Below are 14931 nucleotides of genomic sequence, written 5' to 3' on the forward strand. Positions count from 1 at the left end.
TTTATTTTTTGCCTGGTGCGTGACTACTGCGCGTAACGACGAGACAACCCAGGCGGCACACCGCTGCTGTCGGTGGGCAACCAAGGGCCTTGTGGGTTGCTCGCCCAGCTCCAGCCAGCGCTCCAGCGGTAATAGGTACGCTCGCGGTAATACAGCTCAGCGCTGCCAGCCACCACGTACACGCCCAGTGCCGCGTCCCAGCGGCTTTGCACCCCAGGTGGTGGGGCAAAGCGCGGATGATTGCTGCTGCCGCTCGGTGTATTGACCGGCACCGTGGCCAGCGGCAGCTGCACACAACCCGCCAGCCCAAGCAGACCGGCGAGTACGGCCCCGCGCAGCAGCGCACTCATGGTGCTTTGCTGTCGGCGCTGTCGATCAACAGCTGTTGCAGTTGTGTGGTCTTGCTGTCCAGCGGCTGGCTGCTGCCAATCCACTCACCTGCCGTGGCGTTGCCACTGCGCGAAATCCGCGCCACCAATTGCACCTGCTCGAAGCCGGAGATTTTCAGCTGCGGCATCATTGCATCGCTGTCCGACAGGCTGACCTCAGCCGGCAGATCAGCCACGCTCAAACGCTTGACCGCCAGCGGCATGGGTGGACCGGAAACCGCGCGGGCAAACACGAACACCGCATCGCCCGGCTGCACCTTGGCCTGCAACGCCGGGGCCAGCTCAACCCGCACCGTCAGACCCTTACTGGTCGCCGGCGCAGCTGCGGCAGCGGGCTCACCCAACTGTTCACGCGCACGCTCAATACCGCCCTGAATGGCTTGGCGAGAAGGGTCTTCAGCCGGCAGTACAGCCACCAGCTGCTGCCAATGACCGATGGCTTTCTGGAACTGGCCACTTTCATAAGCGGCAATCCCCAGCAGCCCCAGGCTGGTGACTTCGGTCGGGTCGGCTTTCAACGCCTCATCGGTCAACGCCTGCAGCTGTGCGGTCCATTGCTTGTCACTGGCGAAATACAGCGCCTGGGCCCATTGCCCGAGCAGCTCCGGCTCGCGCCCGGCCACACCGACAGCCCGCTCAAAGGCCTGCGCCGCATCAGCCGCGCGCTCCTGGGCCATGTAGGTACGCCCCAGGAAGTACCAGCTCTCGGCCGATTCAGGGTTGCTCTTGACCGCCGCTTCCAGGCGCGCGGTCATTTCCTCGATGGTTTTTGGCTGCGCTGCAAAAACCTGTGCACGTTCAACATCGCCAATAGCCCCCCAGTGCTGATAGAGGCCATAGCCCAGTAGCGGCATCAGCAGCGCGGCAATCAATGGGACTGTGCTGCCCAGCTTACGCTGGGTCGGCTGCGCCAGCGCACCCTCAGTATCCGCGAGCAGCTCGCGGGCAGCCTCGTCACGGCCACTGGCCAACTGCTCAGCATTCAGCGCCCCGGCATCATGCTGGCTTTGCAGATCCATCAAGCGCTCCTGGTACAAGGTCACGTTGAGGGCCGTACGGTCTTCTTCAGCCTGCACTTTGCGTGCACGCAGCACCGGAATAAGCAGAAACGCCAAGGCCGTGAGTAACAGCAGACCGGCGCACAACCAGAATTCAATCATCAGTCTTTCTTATCCACAGGCGTTTGATTAAGCAGAGCAGTCAGGCGCTGCTGTTCATCGACAGACAGGCTGCTGGCGACAACACCAGGCTTGCTACGACGACGCAACAGGATGACCCCAAGCAGGACAAAACCACCGGCCAGCAAACCCGCCGGGCCATACCACAGCAGCAAGGTGCGCGCCGTTACCGGCGGTTTGTAGAGGACGAAATCGCCATAGCGGCTGACCAGAAAATCGATGATCTGCTCATTGCTCTGGCCTTCCCCCAGCATGCGGTAGATCTGCGCACGCAGGTCCATGGCAATCGGCGCATCGGAGTCGGCGATGTTCTGGTTCTGACACTTGGGACAGCGCAGCTCTTCCACCAGATTGCGGTAACGCTCGCGCTCGGCCTCAGTGGCAAATTCGTAGGTATCGATAGCGGCCTGGGCGGTGCCCAGCAAGGCCAGGCCCAGTACCGCCGCACTCAGCAAACGCTTCATGGCTGGGCCTCATCGACAAGGGCCTGATACAGCGGGGCCAGTTGTTCGCGCCAGACACGTTCATCGATCACACCGACAAACTTGTGGCGGATGATGCCGTCCTTGTCGATCAGGAAAGTCTCAGGTGCGCCGTACACACCCAGGTCCAGGCCCAGGGTGCCACGCGCATCGTTGATATTGAGCTGATAGGGGTCGTGAAACTCCACCAGCCACTTCTGCGCGGCGGCGTTGTCATCCTTGTAGTTGACCCCGTAGATGGTCACGCCCAGTTTGGCCAGCTTGTTCAGCACCGGGTGCTCAACGCGGCAGGCCACACACCAGGTGGCCCAGACGTTGACCAGCGCCGGCTTGCCCTTGAGGTCAGCCTCGGTGAGCGGCTTGCCATCCTGCACCGCCGGCAGGGAGAACGCCGGCAGTGGCTTGCCGATCAACGCCGACGGCAGTTCGGAAGGATCGAGAAACAAGCCGCGGTAGAGAAACACCGCCACGCCAAGAAAGATCACCAGCGGTAACAGCAGCAATAAACGCTTCATGCCTGCGCCCCCGCCATGCCTAGTGCGTCGCGCACGCGGGTACGTACCTTCATCCGGTAGCGCTTGTCAGCCGCCGCCAGGAAGCCACCAAAGCCCATCAGCAGCGCACCGAACCAGATCCAGCGTACGAACGGTTTGATGTGCACGCGTACCGCCCAGGCACCCTCCCCCAGCGGCTCGCCCAGGGCCACGAACAGGTCGCGGGTGATCCCGGCGTCGATACCAGCCTCAGTCATCACCGACTGCTGCACGGTGTACAGGCGCTTCTCCGGGTGGAGCACGGCGATCTGCTTGCCATCCTCGAAGATACGCACGGTGCCTTTGTCCGAGGTGAAGTTCGGCCCCTCGAAGTGCTCGGCACCGTCGAAGGTGAACTGATAACCACCGATTTCCACCGACTCGCCCGGTGCCATGCGCATGTCACGTTCGAAGCTGCCCATGCTGGTCAGCACCACGCCTAGGGCACACACCGCCATGCCCAGGTGGGCCATCTGCATGCCCCAGTAGCTGCGGGTCAGGCTTGGCAGGCCTTTGAGCAAACCCTTGTGGCGGGTCTTTTCGAGAATGTCGCGCACACCGGCCAGCACCACCCAGGCCGCCAACAGGCAGACACCGAGTACCGCCCAGTTGAAATCACCAACCAGCAAGGTGGCGATTACCGCCAGCACCACGCTGCCGATCAACACGGGGGCCAGCATGCCAAGCAGCCACTGCAGCGGTGTGTCCTTCCAGCGCACGATCACCCCAACCGCAATCATCGCCATTAGCAGGCCCATCAGCGGTACGAACAGCGCATTGAAGTACGGCGGCCCCACCGACAGCTTGGCCCCGGTGGTGGCATCCAGCACCAACGGGTAAAGGGTGCCGAGCAGGATCATCGCAGCGGATACCACCAGAATCAGATTGTTGACCAGCAGGAGGGTTTCCCGCGACCACAGGGCAAAACCAACCTGGCTTTTCACCACCGGCGCGCGGATGGCGAACAGCGCCAACGAGCTGCCTACCACGATCAGCAGGAACACCAGAATAAACACGCCGCGCTCAGGGTCACTGGCGAAGGCATGCACCGAGGTCAGCACCCCGGAACGGACCAGGAAGGTGCCCAGCAGGCTGAGGGAGAACGCGGCAATCGCCAGCAGCACGGTCCAGCTTTTGAACACCCCGCGCTTTTCCGTCACCGCCAGGGAGTGGATCAGCGCAGTGCCGACCAGCCAGGGCATAAAGGAGGCGTTTTCCACCGGATCCCAGAACCACCAGCCACCCCAGCCAAGTTCGTAGTAGGCCCACCAGGAACCCAGCGCAATACCGATGCCGAGGAAAGCCCAGGCAACGATGGTCCACGGCCGCGACCAGCGCGCCCATGCCGCATCGAGCTTGCCGCCCAGCAACGCCGCAATGGCAAAGGCGAAGGCCACGGAGAAGCCGACATACCCCATGTAGAGCATCGGCGGGTGGATGATCAGGCCAAAGTCCTGCAACAGCGGGTTGAGGTCGCGGCCATCGGCCGGAGTATCGAACAACAGGCGTTCGAACGGATTGGAGGTGATGATCAGAAACAGCAGAAAGCCGATGCTGATGATGCCCATCACCGCCAGCACACGGGCGAGCATCTCTTCCGGCAACTGCCGCGAGAAGATCGACACGGCAAAGGTCCAGCCGGCAAGGATCAGCCCCCAGAGCAGCAGCGACCCTTCGTGGGCGCCCCACACGGCGCTGAACTTGTAGTACCAGGGCAGCGCGCTGTTGGAGTTGTTGGCCACATAGGCAACGGTGAAATCGTCAACCATAAAGGCATAGGTCAGGCAGACGAAGGCGAACAGCATAAAGGCGAACTGCCCCCAGGCAGCCGGCTGCGCCAGGCTCATCCACTGCCGATCACCGCGCCACGCACCGATCAGCGGCAGTGTTGCCTGCACCAGCGCCATGCACAGCGCCAGGATCATCGCCAGATGGCCAAGTTCGGGGATCATTGTGCGTACTCCGCTGGGGACGCCTGCTTGGCCGCTTTGGCCGCGTCGTGCTGCTGTTTCATGCCGCTTTTTTCCAGCGCCTGCATGACTTCCGGTGGCATGTAATTCTCATCGTGCTTGGCCAGCACTTCATCGGCAATCAGCACGCCATTGGCGTCGAGTTTGCCCATGGCGACGATGCCCTGCCCTTCACGAAACAGGTCCGGGAGGATGCCGCTGTAGCGGATGGTCACGCTCTTGGCGCCGTCAGTGACCACGAAATCGGTATCCAGCGAGTCACTGGAGCGCTTTACCGAACCCTCCTCGACCAAGCCACCGGCACGGATGCGGGTGTCTTGCGGGGCTTCGCCGTTGGCGATCTGAGTCGGCGTGTAGAACAGGTTGATGTTCTGCTGCAACGCGCTCAGGGCCAGCGCCACGGCGATGCCGACACCGGCGATGATCGCCAGGACGATATACAGGCGTTTTTTACGCACGGGGTTCACTTCGACTCCTCCCGGCGCAAACGACGCGCCTCGTCTTGCAGATAACGGCGACGTGCCAGGATTGGCAGCACCACATTCAGCCCCAGCACAGCCAGGCTGATGGCATAACAGGACCAGACATAAGGCCCATGGGTGCCCATGGCGATAAAGTCGCTAAAGCTGGCAAAACTCATTGGTCTTTCTCCACCAGCGCCTTGACCTCGGCTTTGGCCCAACTGCTGCGCGCCTCGCGCTTGAGCACTTCCAGACGCATACGCATCAGCAGCACGGCACCAAAGAAGCAGTAGAAGCCCAGCACCATGATCAGCAGCGGCATCCACATCTCGAACGGCATGGCCGGCTTGGCCACCACACTAAAGGTCGCCGGCTGGTGCAGGGTGTTCCACCACTCCACCGAGTATTTGATGATCGGAATGTTCACCACTCCGACGATGGCCAGTACCGCACAGGCCTTGGCCGCGCTGTCACGGTTGGTGATGGCATTGCCGAGGGCGATCACCCCGAAATACAGGAACAGCAGAATCAGCATCGAAGTCAGGCGGGCATCCCACACCCAGTAGGTGCCCCAGGTCGGTTTACCCCACACAGCACCGGTGACCAGGGCGATCACCGTCATCCAGGCACCAATGGGCGCAGCCTGCTGCAGGGCGACATCGGCCAGTTTCATCTTCCACACCAGCCCGACAATGCCGGCCACCGCCAGCATCACGTAGATCGACTGAGCAAGAAAGGCTGCGGGCACATGGATGTAGATGATGCGAAAGCTGTTGCCCTGCTGGTAATCCGGCGGTGCAAAAGCCAGCCCCCAAACCAGACCGACCACCAGCAGCACAGCGGCGGCCAGGGCCAACCAGGGCAGCCAGCGACTGCTGATTTCATAGAACCATTTGGGCGAGCCGAGCTTGTGAAACCACGTCCAGTTCATCAGGTTACTCATCAGTGCTAGGGCTGATCAGGGCGCAGGCAGGCACCCGGTTCAACCGGCCATTCAGGCTTATTGTCTACTCAGCGACACTGATCGTCAGACCAGCGGCGATGGCAAAAGGTGTCAAGGTCACCGCCAGGGCGGTGAGGCTGGCCAACCACAACAGGTGGCCGACCGCCGGCAATCCTTGCAGGCTGGCTTGTAACGCACCGCTGCCGAGAATCAGCACCGGGATGTACAACGGCAAAATCAACAACGCGAGCAACAGGCCACCGCGTTTGAGGCCCACGGTCAGCGCGGCCCCAACCGCACCGAGCAAGCTCAGCACCGGCGTACCGAGCAGCAGTGAGATCAGCAGCACCGGCAGGCAGCGCCCCGGCAAACCCAGCATCAAAGCCAGCAGTGGCGCCAACAGCACCAGCGCCAAGCCCGAGAACAGCCAGTGTGCCAGCACCTTGGCCAGAACCAGAAGAGCCAGGGGGTGCGGCGAAAGGACCCACTGCTCCAGCGAGCCGTCCTCGAAATCACTGCGAAACAGCCCGTCCAGCGAGAGCAGCACAGCTAGTAGCGCCGCTACCCACACCAGCCCAGGCGAAAGGCTTTGTAACAACTGCGTCTGCGGCCCCACCGCCAACGGGAACAGGGCAATCACGATGGCAAAGAACACCAGCGGGTTGGCCAGCTCGGCCGGGCGACGAAACAACAAGCGCGCTTCACGGGCCAGCAGCAGGGTAAAAACATTGCTCATGATGTGCGTTGCCCCAGGTCAAGCTCGCGGTAACCGGCCGGCTTGACCGTCAATTCGTGGTGCGTGGTCAGCACCACCAAACCGCCCTGCTGACAATGGGCAGCCAGGTGGTTTTCCAGCTGCGCCACCGCAGCTTTGTCCAGCGCGGTAAACGGCTCATCCAGCACCCAGAGTGATGGGGCCGGCAGGTACAGACGGGCCAGCGCCACACGGCGTTGCTGTCCGGCAGACAGGGTGTGACAGGGCACATCTTCAAAGCCGCGCAGCCCCACCGCCGCCAATGCCTGCCAGATGGCCTCACGTTCGACGGGCTGATGCAAGGCACACAGCCAGGTGAGATTTTCCTCGGCAGTGAGCAAGCCCTTGATGCCGGCGGCATGGCCAATCCACAACAGATTGCGCGCCAGCTCGGCGCGCTGCGCTGACAATGGGCGACCATTGAGGCGAATCTCACCGGCGGTTGGCTGCATCAAACCGGCCAAAAGGCGCAACAGGCTGGTCTTGCCACTGCCGTTGGGTCCTGCCACCTGCAGCATCTCACCGGGAACCAGACGCAGCTCCAGGCGCTCGAAGAGCATGCGCCAATCCCGCTCACAAGCGAGCGCAACGGCTTCGAGAAGAGGGCTGGTCAAGGCATTGGCACCTAAGATGGATGGCAAAAGCTGTTCAAGTCAGCAGGGTCTTGGCCGCTATACTGACGCAAGTGGAATGCGCAGCCGAACCAGACGGGGCGCGATTATACATGCCCAGCTGCGCCTCCCGCAGCGGGCATTTTCGACAGGGTGTAACCCGCCAATGAGCGAAATCAGCAGCCCGCGGCCCCTGCCGCCAGCGCCCCCCAGCAGCCGCCCCAACGCCGTAGCGGCTGATCTGGCGGTAAAACTGCTGCAGCCCATGCAAGGCTTGCTGGCCAGCGGTGAAACCGCCAAGGCCGAGGTGATTGCCCTCAAGGAAGTGGCGCAGAGCTTTCAGATGCTGCTCAAGCTGACCCTGGAGAATGGTCGCCAGACCACCCTGGAAGCCAGCAGCCCACGACCGATTGCCCAGGGCACATCACTGGCGGTGACGGCCCTGTCGGAAACCCGCCTGGCCCTGTCCGTCCTGATGGGCACCGACAAACCCCTCACCAGCCTGGACCTGGAGCAACTGCCGGTTGGCACCCTGCTGCAGGGCAAGGTGGTAGCCCGCGAGCAGTTGTTGCAAAGCCGCTCTCAACAGGCGGTCTACAAGGTGCTGGTCAACCTGCTCAACACACCTCTGGCCGGCAGCAAACTGTCCCTGGAAACCCCGCTGGCCCTGCCCCTCGGCAGCCTGCTCAGCGCCCAGGTACAAGGCAGCCAGGCGTTGAACTTTCTGCCACTGAGCGGACGCCTCGATCAGCTCGCCCTGAGCCAGCAACTGGGCATGCAGGGCAGTCGCCAGGGTTCTCTGGAAGGCCTGTTCAGTGCCCTGCAGGGCCTGCGCGGCAATGCCGAGATGAGCGAAGGCCTGCGCACCAGCATTGATAAGCTCTTCGGCGCACTGCCCGACGCCGCTCAGCTGAGTACCGCCAAGGGACTGGCGGCGGCCCTGGAAAACAGTGGCATCCTGCTGGAAAGCAAATTACTCGGCGGCCAGGGCCAGGCATTGCCGACCGATCTCAAGGCCAACCTGCTGCGCCTGATTACCCAGTTGCTGCCCAATCTGCCTGCGGGCACTCCACTGACCGCAGCCAATGCCAGCTCTGCCCTGGCACAGGCCATGCCGGCACTGGCTCGCGATCTGCTGGGCAGCCTGGGCAAAGCCAGCAACCGTCAGCAGGCACTGAGCTTTCCCCTGCCATCGCGCCTGCTTCAGGCCATGGACGGTGAAGCCGATCTGGAGGCCCTGTTGAAACTTGCCGCCGCCGCCATTTCACGCTTGCAGACCCACCAACTCTCCAGCCTGGCACAGAGTCAGGTCGGTCCGGACGGTAATCTGCTCACCACCTGGCAACTGGAACTGCCCATGCGCAACCAACAGGAGCTGGTGCCCTTGCAGGTCAAGATCCAGCGCGATGAGGGCAACCCGCAAGGCAAGCCCGAGAAAAAGGAACCGCTGTGGAAGGTCGAACTGGCTTTTGATCTGGATCCACTAGGCCCTTTGCAGGTGCAGGCGCAACTGGCCCACGGGCGACTGTCCAGCCAGCTGTGGGCTGAACGCGGCAGCACCGTGAACCTGATCGATGCGGAGCTGGAAAACCTGCGCCAACGTCTTAGCGATGCAGGCCTGCAAGTCGGCGAGTTGGCATGCCACCAGGGCATGCCACCGCGCGGCCCGCGCACCACTCTGGAACAACGCTGGGTGGACGAAACGGCATGAAGAAAAGCGCTCCCCGCCAAGCCATCGCCCTGACCTACGACGGCCAAAACGCACCCGTACTCAGTGCCAAAGGCGACGACGAGCTGGCTGAAGCCATTCTGGCCATCGCCCGCGAATATGAAGTGCCAATCTATGAGAATGCCGAACTGGTGCGCCTGCTGGCACGCCTGGAGCTGGGCGATGCCATCCCTGAACAGCTGTATCGCTGCATCGCGGAAATCATTGCCTTTGCCTGGTACCTGAAAGGCAAAGCGCCGGCCGGCAGTGAGCGTGATACCGATATCACGCCGCCGTTGCGCTTATTGGAGGGGCCTGCAGCATCTTGAAGTTGAAGGTTGTTCAGGCGTCAGGAACGCTGCAACTTGGCCTGCTGCATCTTGCTGATCAGCTCAGCTTCGGCCTTGCTCAAACCACAGGACTGGGTCAGATCATCCACACTGGCCCCCATGCCGGCCAAACGCGCAGCCTGGGTAAACGACAGACTGCTGGGATCACGTTGCTCGATCTGATTGAGCTTGTCCGGTAGCGGCGCAACAACCCGACGCAACTCATGCAACTCTTCACCCATCTGCACACTGCCAGTCAGGTAGGCGTCCAGTCGCCGGCTGAGTTCCTTGAGCCGCCGATCACGCACCGCATCACGCTCGCCCTGCAGCTTGATGGCATCACGCAGCTGCCGAGTCAGCCAGATGCATGCGCCTACCAGCCCCAGACAGACCAGGGCCAGCGCGATCAGCAGCGCGTCGAGCATGGCTTAGATGCTCTCCAGCTCGGACCACTCTTCTTCGCTCATCATCTTGTCCAGCTCAACCAGAATCAGCAGCTCGCCGTTCTTGTTGCAGACGCCTTGGATAAACTTGGCGGATTCGTCATTGCCCACGTTCGGCGCGGTTTCCACTTCCGATTGGCGCAGGTAAACCACCTCGGCCACGCTGTCGACCAGAATCCCGATCACCTGCTTGTCGGCTTCAATGATCACGATGCGCGTGTTATCCGTGACTTCACTGGAATCGAGGCCAAAGCGCTGACGAGTGTCGATCACGGTGACCACATTACCGCGCAGGTTGATGATGCCCAGCACATAGCTCGGAGCACCCGGCACAGGAGCAATCTCGGTATAACGCAGGACTTCCTGAACCTGCATCACGTTGATGCCATAGGTTTCGTTGTCCAGGCGGAAAGTCACCCACTGCAGAATCGGATCTTCAGAACCTTGTGCAGAACTCTTCTTCATGTCCCTAGCCTCGTCATGAACCGCTCGCGGCGGCGATCGCGGGTATATATCCCGCTGTCATTACTATAGTTGCAAAGCTGCGCTCATCGCACCGCCTGGCGTTATTCAATGTACCCGGTTGGCTGCCATACGCTTGGTCGCACCACTGGCAATCAGTTCGGCCAGAGACGCGATATCCAGCAAGGCGCACATGTGTTCGATCACCGTACCCGCCAGCCATGGGCGCTGAGTGCGCTGACTGCGCCACTTCACTTCATTGGGATCCAGACGAATCGAGCGGCTGACCTGATGCACTGCCAGCCCCCATTCATAGCCCTGCACGGAAATTACATACTGCAGGCCTTCACGAAAATCATCGCGGTAACGATCCGGCATCACCCAGCGAGCGGTATCCAGCACCTTCAGGTTGCCTGCCTGGCACGGCAGTATGCCGAGAAACCAGTCCGGCTGGCCAAATAATGGCGTGAGCTCCTGGCCTTGCAGAGGGTAGATCGAGCCCAGGCATACCAGTGGAACCGCCAGGGTCAACCCGGCCACATCGAACAGCAGGCACTCGAATGGCCCTTCGGCCCACTCAGGCCGCCCCTGCTGCACCAGCTCAGGTACCACCAAGGCATCAGGTACGGCCTGCGTGGCTTCACTCTCCGGGTTTTCAGCCACTACGACCGGCACAGGCTCTGGCGTCTCAACCGCAGGTAAAGGCATTTCAATGGTCGGCAACACCAGCGGGCGTGGCGCCAGCTCAATCACCGGTTTGGCGACAGGTACCTGCTGAATGATGCGGGCATCACGCACCTGCTCTTCCAGCACAGCGGCCTCGAACTCATCCAGGCTGATGCTATCGGCGCTGAAATCATCCGCCTCAAGACTATCGGCCAACTCACTCGCAGCATCCTGCAGCAAGCCGTCCAGGTAGGACTGCAAGGCCAGTTGCGGACGTGTTGCGGTGGCAAGGGGACGACTCATGAACACAACCCAAAATAACGATCTGTACAGACTATCGGCCGCTCTAGCGACAGACTTGAGCCAACCACTTCAGCATAGCTTTTCATCTCAGGCGACCTGCGCCGCGATCTGCTGCGACAGCAAGTGCTTGAGCAGCGCACGGTAGGCAATCACACCACGGCTGTTGTTATCAAATTGCGAAGGCGTGAGCCCTGCCCGGCTGGCATCACGCAAGCGCGTATCCACCGGAATATAAGCTGGCCACAGGTGATCCGGATAACTATTACGCAGCACCCGCAACGTGCCCATGGAGGCCTGGGTACGGCGGTCGAACAGAGTCGGCACAATGGTGTAAGGCAGAGCCTGCTGACGCGAACGGTTGATCATCGCCAGGGTATTGACCATCCGCTCCAGGCCTTTGACGGCCAGGAATTCGGTTTGTACCGGAATCACCAGCTGCTGGCTGGCGGCCAGGGCATTGACCATCAACACACCCAGCAAGGGTGGGCTGTCGATCACCGCATGGTCGAAATCCTGCCAGAGCTGCGCCAGGCTCTTGGCAATCACCAGCCCCAGACCACTCTGCCCAGGCGACTGACGCTCGAGGGTGGCCAGCGCCGTACTCGACGGCAGTAGGGAAATACACTCATGGCTGGTGGGCAACAGCAGTTGCTGCGGCAAGCCACGCGGCACGCTGCCCTGATGCTGAAACAGGTCAAAGCAACTGTGTTCCAGGCTATCCGGATCGTGTCCAAAATAGCTGGTCATGGACCCATGGGGGTCGAGGTCGACCACCACCACACGCTTACCGGCATCGGCCAACAGGCCTGCCAGGGCGATTGATGTGGTGGTCTTGCCGACTCCACCTTTTTGATTGGCTACTGCCCAGACTCTCATCGTTATCATCCTCCCGGTACAGCTGCAGCCTGACCGAGAACGGGGCCACCCTTATGGGGCCGGCGACGGGGGATTGACGGCTCCCGCTTGCGGGGCCGGCGCTGCTGGGGCTGGTGCAGGTTGCGTGCCAGCCCGTTGCAAGGCCGCATCGGGTTTGGCATTGGCGCTGCCAACACCACTCACACTGCGGCGCACATCAAGATTGCGCGATATCACCAGTACCACCCGACGGTTACGTCCGCGGCCTTCTGCAGTGCTATTGTCCGCCACTGGTTGAAATTCGCCATAGCCAACAGCAGCCAGCCGGCTGGGATTGACCCCATCCATGGTCAGCATACGCACGATACTGGCCGCCCGCGCGGTAGACAGCTCCCAGTTGGTCGGGAACTGTGCTGTCTGAATTGGCAGGTTATCGGTAAAGCCTTCCACATGAATCGGGTTTTCATAAGGTGCCAGAATTTTGGCGACCTTTTCGATAATGTCGAACGCGGCATTGTTGGGGATCGCATCGCCACTGGTGAACAGCAAGCTGGAGCTGAGCTCGATCTCGATCCACAACTCGTTGCCACTGACCTTGAGCTGCTCGGACTGAATCAGGTCGCCAAAAGCTTCGCGCACGCTGTTGGCAATGCTTTCCAGTGAGTCCGCAGCCGAGAGCGTGGTTTCCTCATCCACCAGTGAGCGATCCGGCTCGGTTGTGCGCGGTCGCTCATCACCCACCGGAATCGGCTTGATCGCCCGATCAGGCTGGTTGAATACCCCAGTGAGGCTGTCTGAAAGAATCTTGTACTTGCCTTCGTTGATCGAGGAGATCGAATACATCACCACGAAAAACGCGAACAGCAAGGTGATGAAGTCGGCATAGGAAACCAGCCAACGCTCGTGGTTTTCATGTTCTTCATGATGACGCCTGCGGGCCATGCGCTGTCCCCATCAGTCCATAAAGCCTTGCAGCTTCAATTCGATGGAGCGCGGGTTCTCACCCTCGGCAATCGACAGGATGCCTTCAAGCAGCATTTCGCGGTAACGCGACTGTCGCTGGGCGATGGCTTTGAGTTTGTTGCCAATCGGCAACAGCAACAGGTTAGCAAAACCAACCCCGTAGATGGTCGCGACAAAGGCTACGGCAATACCACTGCCCAGCATGCTCGGGTCAGCCAGATTGCCCATCACATGGATCAGACCCATCACCGCACCGATGATGCCGATGGTCGGAGCATAGCCACCCATGCTCTCGAACACCTTGGCGGCCTGGATATCGCGGCCTTCTTGGGTATACAGATCAACTTCGAGAATACTGCGGATGGCTTCGGGCTCAGCACCGTCAACCAACAGTTGCAGACCTTTACGGGCATAGGGGTCAGCTTCGGCATCAGCCACCGCTTCCAGCCCCAGCAGGCCTTCCTTGCGTGCAGTCATGCTCCAGCCCACCACACGGTTAATACCGCCGGCCAGATCAATCCGTGGCGGGAAAAATATCCAGCTGATAATCGCAAGCGCACGCTTGAATACACTAACCGGGGCCTGCAGAAACGCAGCTCCCAGCGTACCGCCTATCACGATCAGGGCGGCCGGGCCATTGAGCAAGGCTCCGGCATGACCACCTTCCAGGTAGTTGCCACCGAGGATGGCGACAAATGCCAGGATGACCCCGATAAGGCTCAGTACATCCATTAAGCGCAGGCCTCCGCCAAATGCCTGCCAATATCATCCAGCGGGTAGATCGCATCAGCCAGGTTGGCTTTGACGATGGCCATCGGCATGCCATAAATCACGCAGCTGGCTTCGTCTTGCGCCCACACCTGGCTGCCGCCCTGCTTAAGCAGACGCGCGCCTTCTCGGCCATCCGCGCCCATACCGGTGAGCACCACCGCCAGTACCTTGTCGCCATAGGACTTGGCCACTGATCCAAAGGTGATATCCACACAGGGTTTGTAATTCAGGCGCTCATCGCCTGGGAGAATCTTTACCACCCCACGCGCATCAATCATCATCTGTTTGCCGCCAGGAGCCAGCAATGCCAGCCCCGGACGCAGAACATCGCCGTCTTCGGCTTCCTTGACGCTGATGCGACACAGTTTATCGAGGCGTTCGGCAAAGGCCTTGGTAAACGCTGCCGGCATGTGCTGAATCAGCACGATCGGAGCCGGGAACGTGGCTGGCAGCTGAGTCAGGACCCGCTGCAACGCGACGGGTCCGCCGGTTGAGGTGCCAATGGCAACCAGTTTGTAGGGCTTGCGTTTGGGCGCTGCACTGCTGGTCGCAGTGGCCGGTGTCGGCGCAACAGCTGGCCGGCTGACCGGCGTACTGGTTGGCGCTGGGCGGGCAGCCGGTTTGCTGAGGCCTGCCGCTGGCGCCACTGGCGCTGCCGGCGGTGGGTTAAGGCTGCGGCGGTTGCTGCGCGCAATGGTGTGGATCTTCTCGCAGAGCAGTTGTTTGACCCGCTCCGGGTTGCGCGAAATGTCCTCGAAATTCTTCGGCAAAAAATCAACCGCACCCGCCTCCAACGCATCCAGGGTCACCCGTGCGCCTTCATGGGTAAGGGAGGAAAACATCAAGACCGGAGTCGGGCAACGCTGCATGATGTTACGCACGGCCGTGATGCCATCCATCATCGGCATCTCGTAATCCATGGTGATCACATCGGGTTTCAGCGCCTGTGCCTGTTCGATGGCTTCACGGCCATTGGTGGCGGTACCGATCACCTGGATATTCGGATCGGCCGAAAGAATTTCCGACACACGCCGGCGGAAAAAACCGGAGTCATCAACCACCAACACCTTAACAGCCATAAACACTCCTAAACGATGCGACAAACACCTG

The 14931-nt window shown here is 61.0% G+C and carries 19 protein-coding genes; 2 read left to right on the forward strand and 17 right to left on the reverse strand.

The window, feature by feature from the left end:
- Positions 1-23: 23 nt before the first annotated feature.
- The 10 genes from ACSQ17_RS02805 to ccmA all read right to left on the reverse strand — a co-directional run bounded on the left by ACSQ17_RS02805 (position 24) and on the right by ccmA (position 7324).
- The gene (locus ACSQ17_RS02805; RefSeq protein WP_436067499.1) at positions 24-350 is read right to left on the reverse strand and encodes a hypothetical protein; all 327 of its coding nucleotides are present in this window, start codon (positions 348-350) and stop codon (positions 24-26) included.
- Entirely contained in the window at positions 347-1549 is a 1203-nt protein-coding gene (ccmI, locus tag ACSQ17_RS02810) for a c-type cytochrome biogenesis protein CcmI (RefSeq protein ID WP_436067500.1), read from the reverse strand. Before ccmI ends, ACSQ17_RS02805 begins: the two co-directional genes overlap by 4 nt.
- Complete coding sequence (locus ACSQ17_RS02815) at positions 1549-2031, reverse strand: cytochrome c-type biogenesis protein (RefSeq protein ID WP_436067501.1); 483 nt, start codon at positions 2029-2031, stop codon at positions 1549-1551. Before ACSQ17_RS02815 ends, ccmI begins: the two co-directional genes overlap by 1 nt.
- Positions 2028-2564, reverse strand: a complete 537-nt coding sequence (locus ACSQ17_RS02820) for a DsbE family thiol:disulfide interchange protein (protein WP_436067502.1) — start codon at positions 2562-2564, stop codon at positions 2028-2030. Before ACSQ17_RS02820 ends, ACSQ17_RS02815 begins: the two co-directional genes overlap by 4 nt.
- Positions 2561-4534 (reverse strand): heme lyase CcmF/NrfE family subunit, encoded by a 1974-nt coding sequence (locus ACSQ17_RS02825; RefSeq protein ID WP_436067503.1) that lies wholly within the window; start codon positions 4532-4534, stop codon positions 2561-2563. Before ACSQ17_RS02825 ends, ACSQ17_RS02820 begins: the two co-directional genes overlap by 4 nt.
- Positions 4531-5019 carry a cytochrome c maturation protein CcmE gene (gene ccmE, locus ACSQ17_RS02830; protein WP_233686147.1) on the reverse strand — a complete coding sequence of 163 codons (489 nt, stop codon included), beginning with the start codon at positions 5017-5019 and terminating at the stop codon, positions 4531-4533. The genes ACSQ17_RS02825 and ccmE overlap by 4 nt, the downstream gene beginning before the upstream one ends.
- Positions 5016-5192, reverse strand: a complete 177-nt coding sequence (gene ccmD / locus ACSQ17_RS02835) for a heme exporter protein CcmD (RefSeq protein ID WP_436067504.1) — start codon at positions 5190-5192, stop codon at positions 5016-5018. The genes ccmE and ccmD overlap by 4 nt, the downstream gene beginning before the upstream one ends.
- Positions 5189-5947, reverse strand: coding sequence for a heme ABC transporter permease (locus ACSQ17_RS02840; RefSeq protein WP_436070418.1), 759 nt, complete (start codon positions 5945-5947; stop codon positions 5189-5191). The genes ccmD and ACSQ17_RS02840 overlap by 4 nt, the downstream gene beginning before the upstream one ends.
- A 73-nt stretch (positions 5948-6020) precedes the next feature.
- Positions 6021-6692, reverse strand: coding sequence for a heme exporter protein CcmB (ccmB, locus tag ACSQ17_RS02845; RefSeq protein ID WP_108490504.1), 672 nt, complete (start codon positions 6690-6692; stop codon positions 6021-6023).
- The gene (ccmA, locus tag ACSQ17_RS02850; protein ID WP_436067505.1) at positions 6689-7324 is read right to left on the reverse strand and encodes a cytochrome c biogenesis heme-transporting ATPase CcmA; all 636 of its coding nucleotides are present in this window, start codon (positions 7322-7324) and stop codon (positions 6689-6691) included. Before ccmA ends, ccmB begins: the two co-directional genes overlap by 4 nt.
- 163 nt (positions 7325-7487) lie before the next feature.
- Between ccmA and fliK the strand changes: the two genes are divergently transcribed.
- Together fliK and ACSQ17_RS02860 are read left to right on the forward strand one after the other, a co-directional pair.
- Positions 7488-9032, forward strand: a complete 1545-nt coding sequence (fliK, locus tag ACSQ17_RS02855) for a flagellar hook-length control protein FliK (RefSeq protein WP_436067506.1) — start codon at positions 7488-7490, stop codon at positions 9030-9032.
- Positions 9029-9358: an EscU/YscU/HrcU family type III secretion system export apparatus switch protein gene (locus ACSQ17_RS02860; protein WP_436067507.1), complete on the forward strand. Its 330-nt coding sequence runs from the start codon at positions 9029-9031 to the stop codon at positions 9356-9358. Before fliK ends, ACSQ17_RS02860 begins: the two co-directional genes overlap by 4 nt.
- 20 nt (positions 9359-9378) lie before the next feature.
- On the opposite strand, the gene ACSQ17_RS02865 is transcribed toward ACSQ17_RS02860, so the two are convergent.
- From ACSQ17_RS02865 to ACSQ17_RS02895, 7 genes are all read right to left on the reverse strand, one after another.
- Entirely contained in the window at positions 9379-9783 is a 405-nt protein-coding gene (locus ACSQ17_RS02865; protein ID WP_257778649.1) for a DUF2802 domain-containing protein, read from the reverse strand.
- 3 nt (positions 9784-9786) lie between these two features.
- A complete protein-coding gene (locus ACSQ17_RS02870; RefSeq protein ID WP_108490500.1) occupies positions 9787-10266 on the reverse strand; it encodes a chemotaxis protein CheW in 480 nt (159 codons plus the stop codon).
- A gap of 105 nt (positions 10267-10371) precedes the next feature.
- On the reverse strand, positions 10372-11232 hold the full coding sequence (locus ACSQ17_RS02875) for a CheW domain-containing protein (RefSeq protein WP_436067508.1): 861 nt from the start codon (positions 11230-11232) through the stop codon (positions 10372-10374).
- An 87-nt stretch (positions 11233-11319) separates the two neighbouring features.
- A complete protein-coding gene (locus ACSQ17_RS02880) occupies positions 11320-12108 on the reverse strand; it encodes a ParA family protein (protein WP_436067509.1) in 789 nt (262 codons plus the stop codon).
- Between the two features lie 51 nt (positions 12109-12159).
- Positions 12160-13029, reverse strand: a complete 870-nt coding sequence (motD, locus tag ACSQ17_RS02885) for a flagellar motor protein MotD (protein WP_233686156.1) — start codon at positions 13027-13029, stop codon at positions 12160-12162.
- A 12-nt stretch (positions 13030-13041) separates the two neighbouring features.
- Entirely contained in the window at positions 13042-13782 is a 741-nt protein-coding gene (locus tag ACSQ17_RS02890) for a flagellar motor protein (RefSeq protein ID WP_436067510.1), read from the reverse strand.
- Positions 13782-14900 (reverse strand): protein-glutamate methylesterase/protein-glutamine glutaminase, encoded by a 1119-nt coding sequence (locus tag ACSQ17_RS02895; RefSeq protein WP_436067511.1) that lies wholly within the window; start codon positions 14898-14900, stop codon positions 13782-13784. The genes ACSQ17_RS02890 and ACSQ17_RS02895 overlap by 1 nt, the downstream gene beginning before the upstream one ends.
- Between the last annotated feature and the right edge of the window lie 31 nt (positions 14901-14931).

This window comes from Pseudomonas sp. LjRoot71, from assembly GCF_964253255.1.
Taxonomy (GTDB): Bacteria; Pseudomonadota; Gammaproteobacteria; order Pseudomonadales; family Pseudomonadaceae; genus Aquipseudomonas.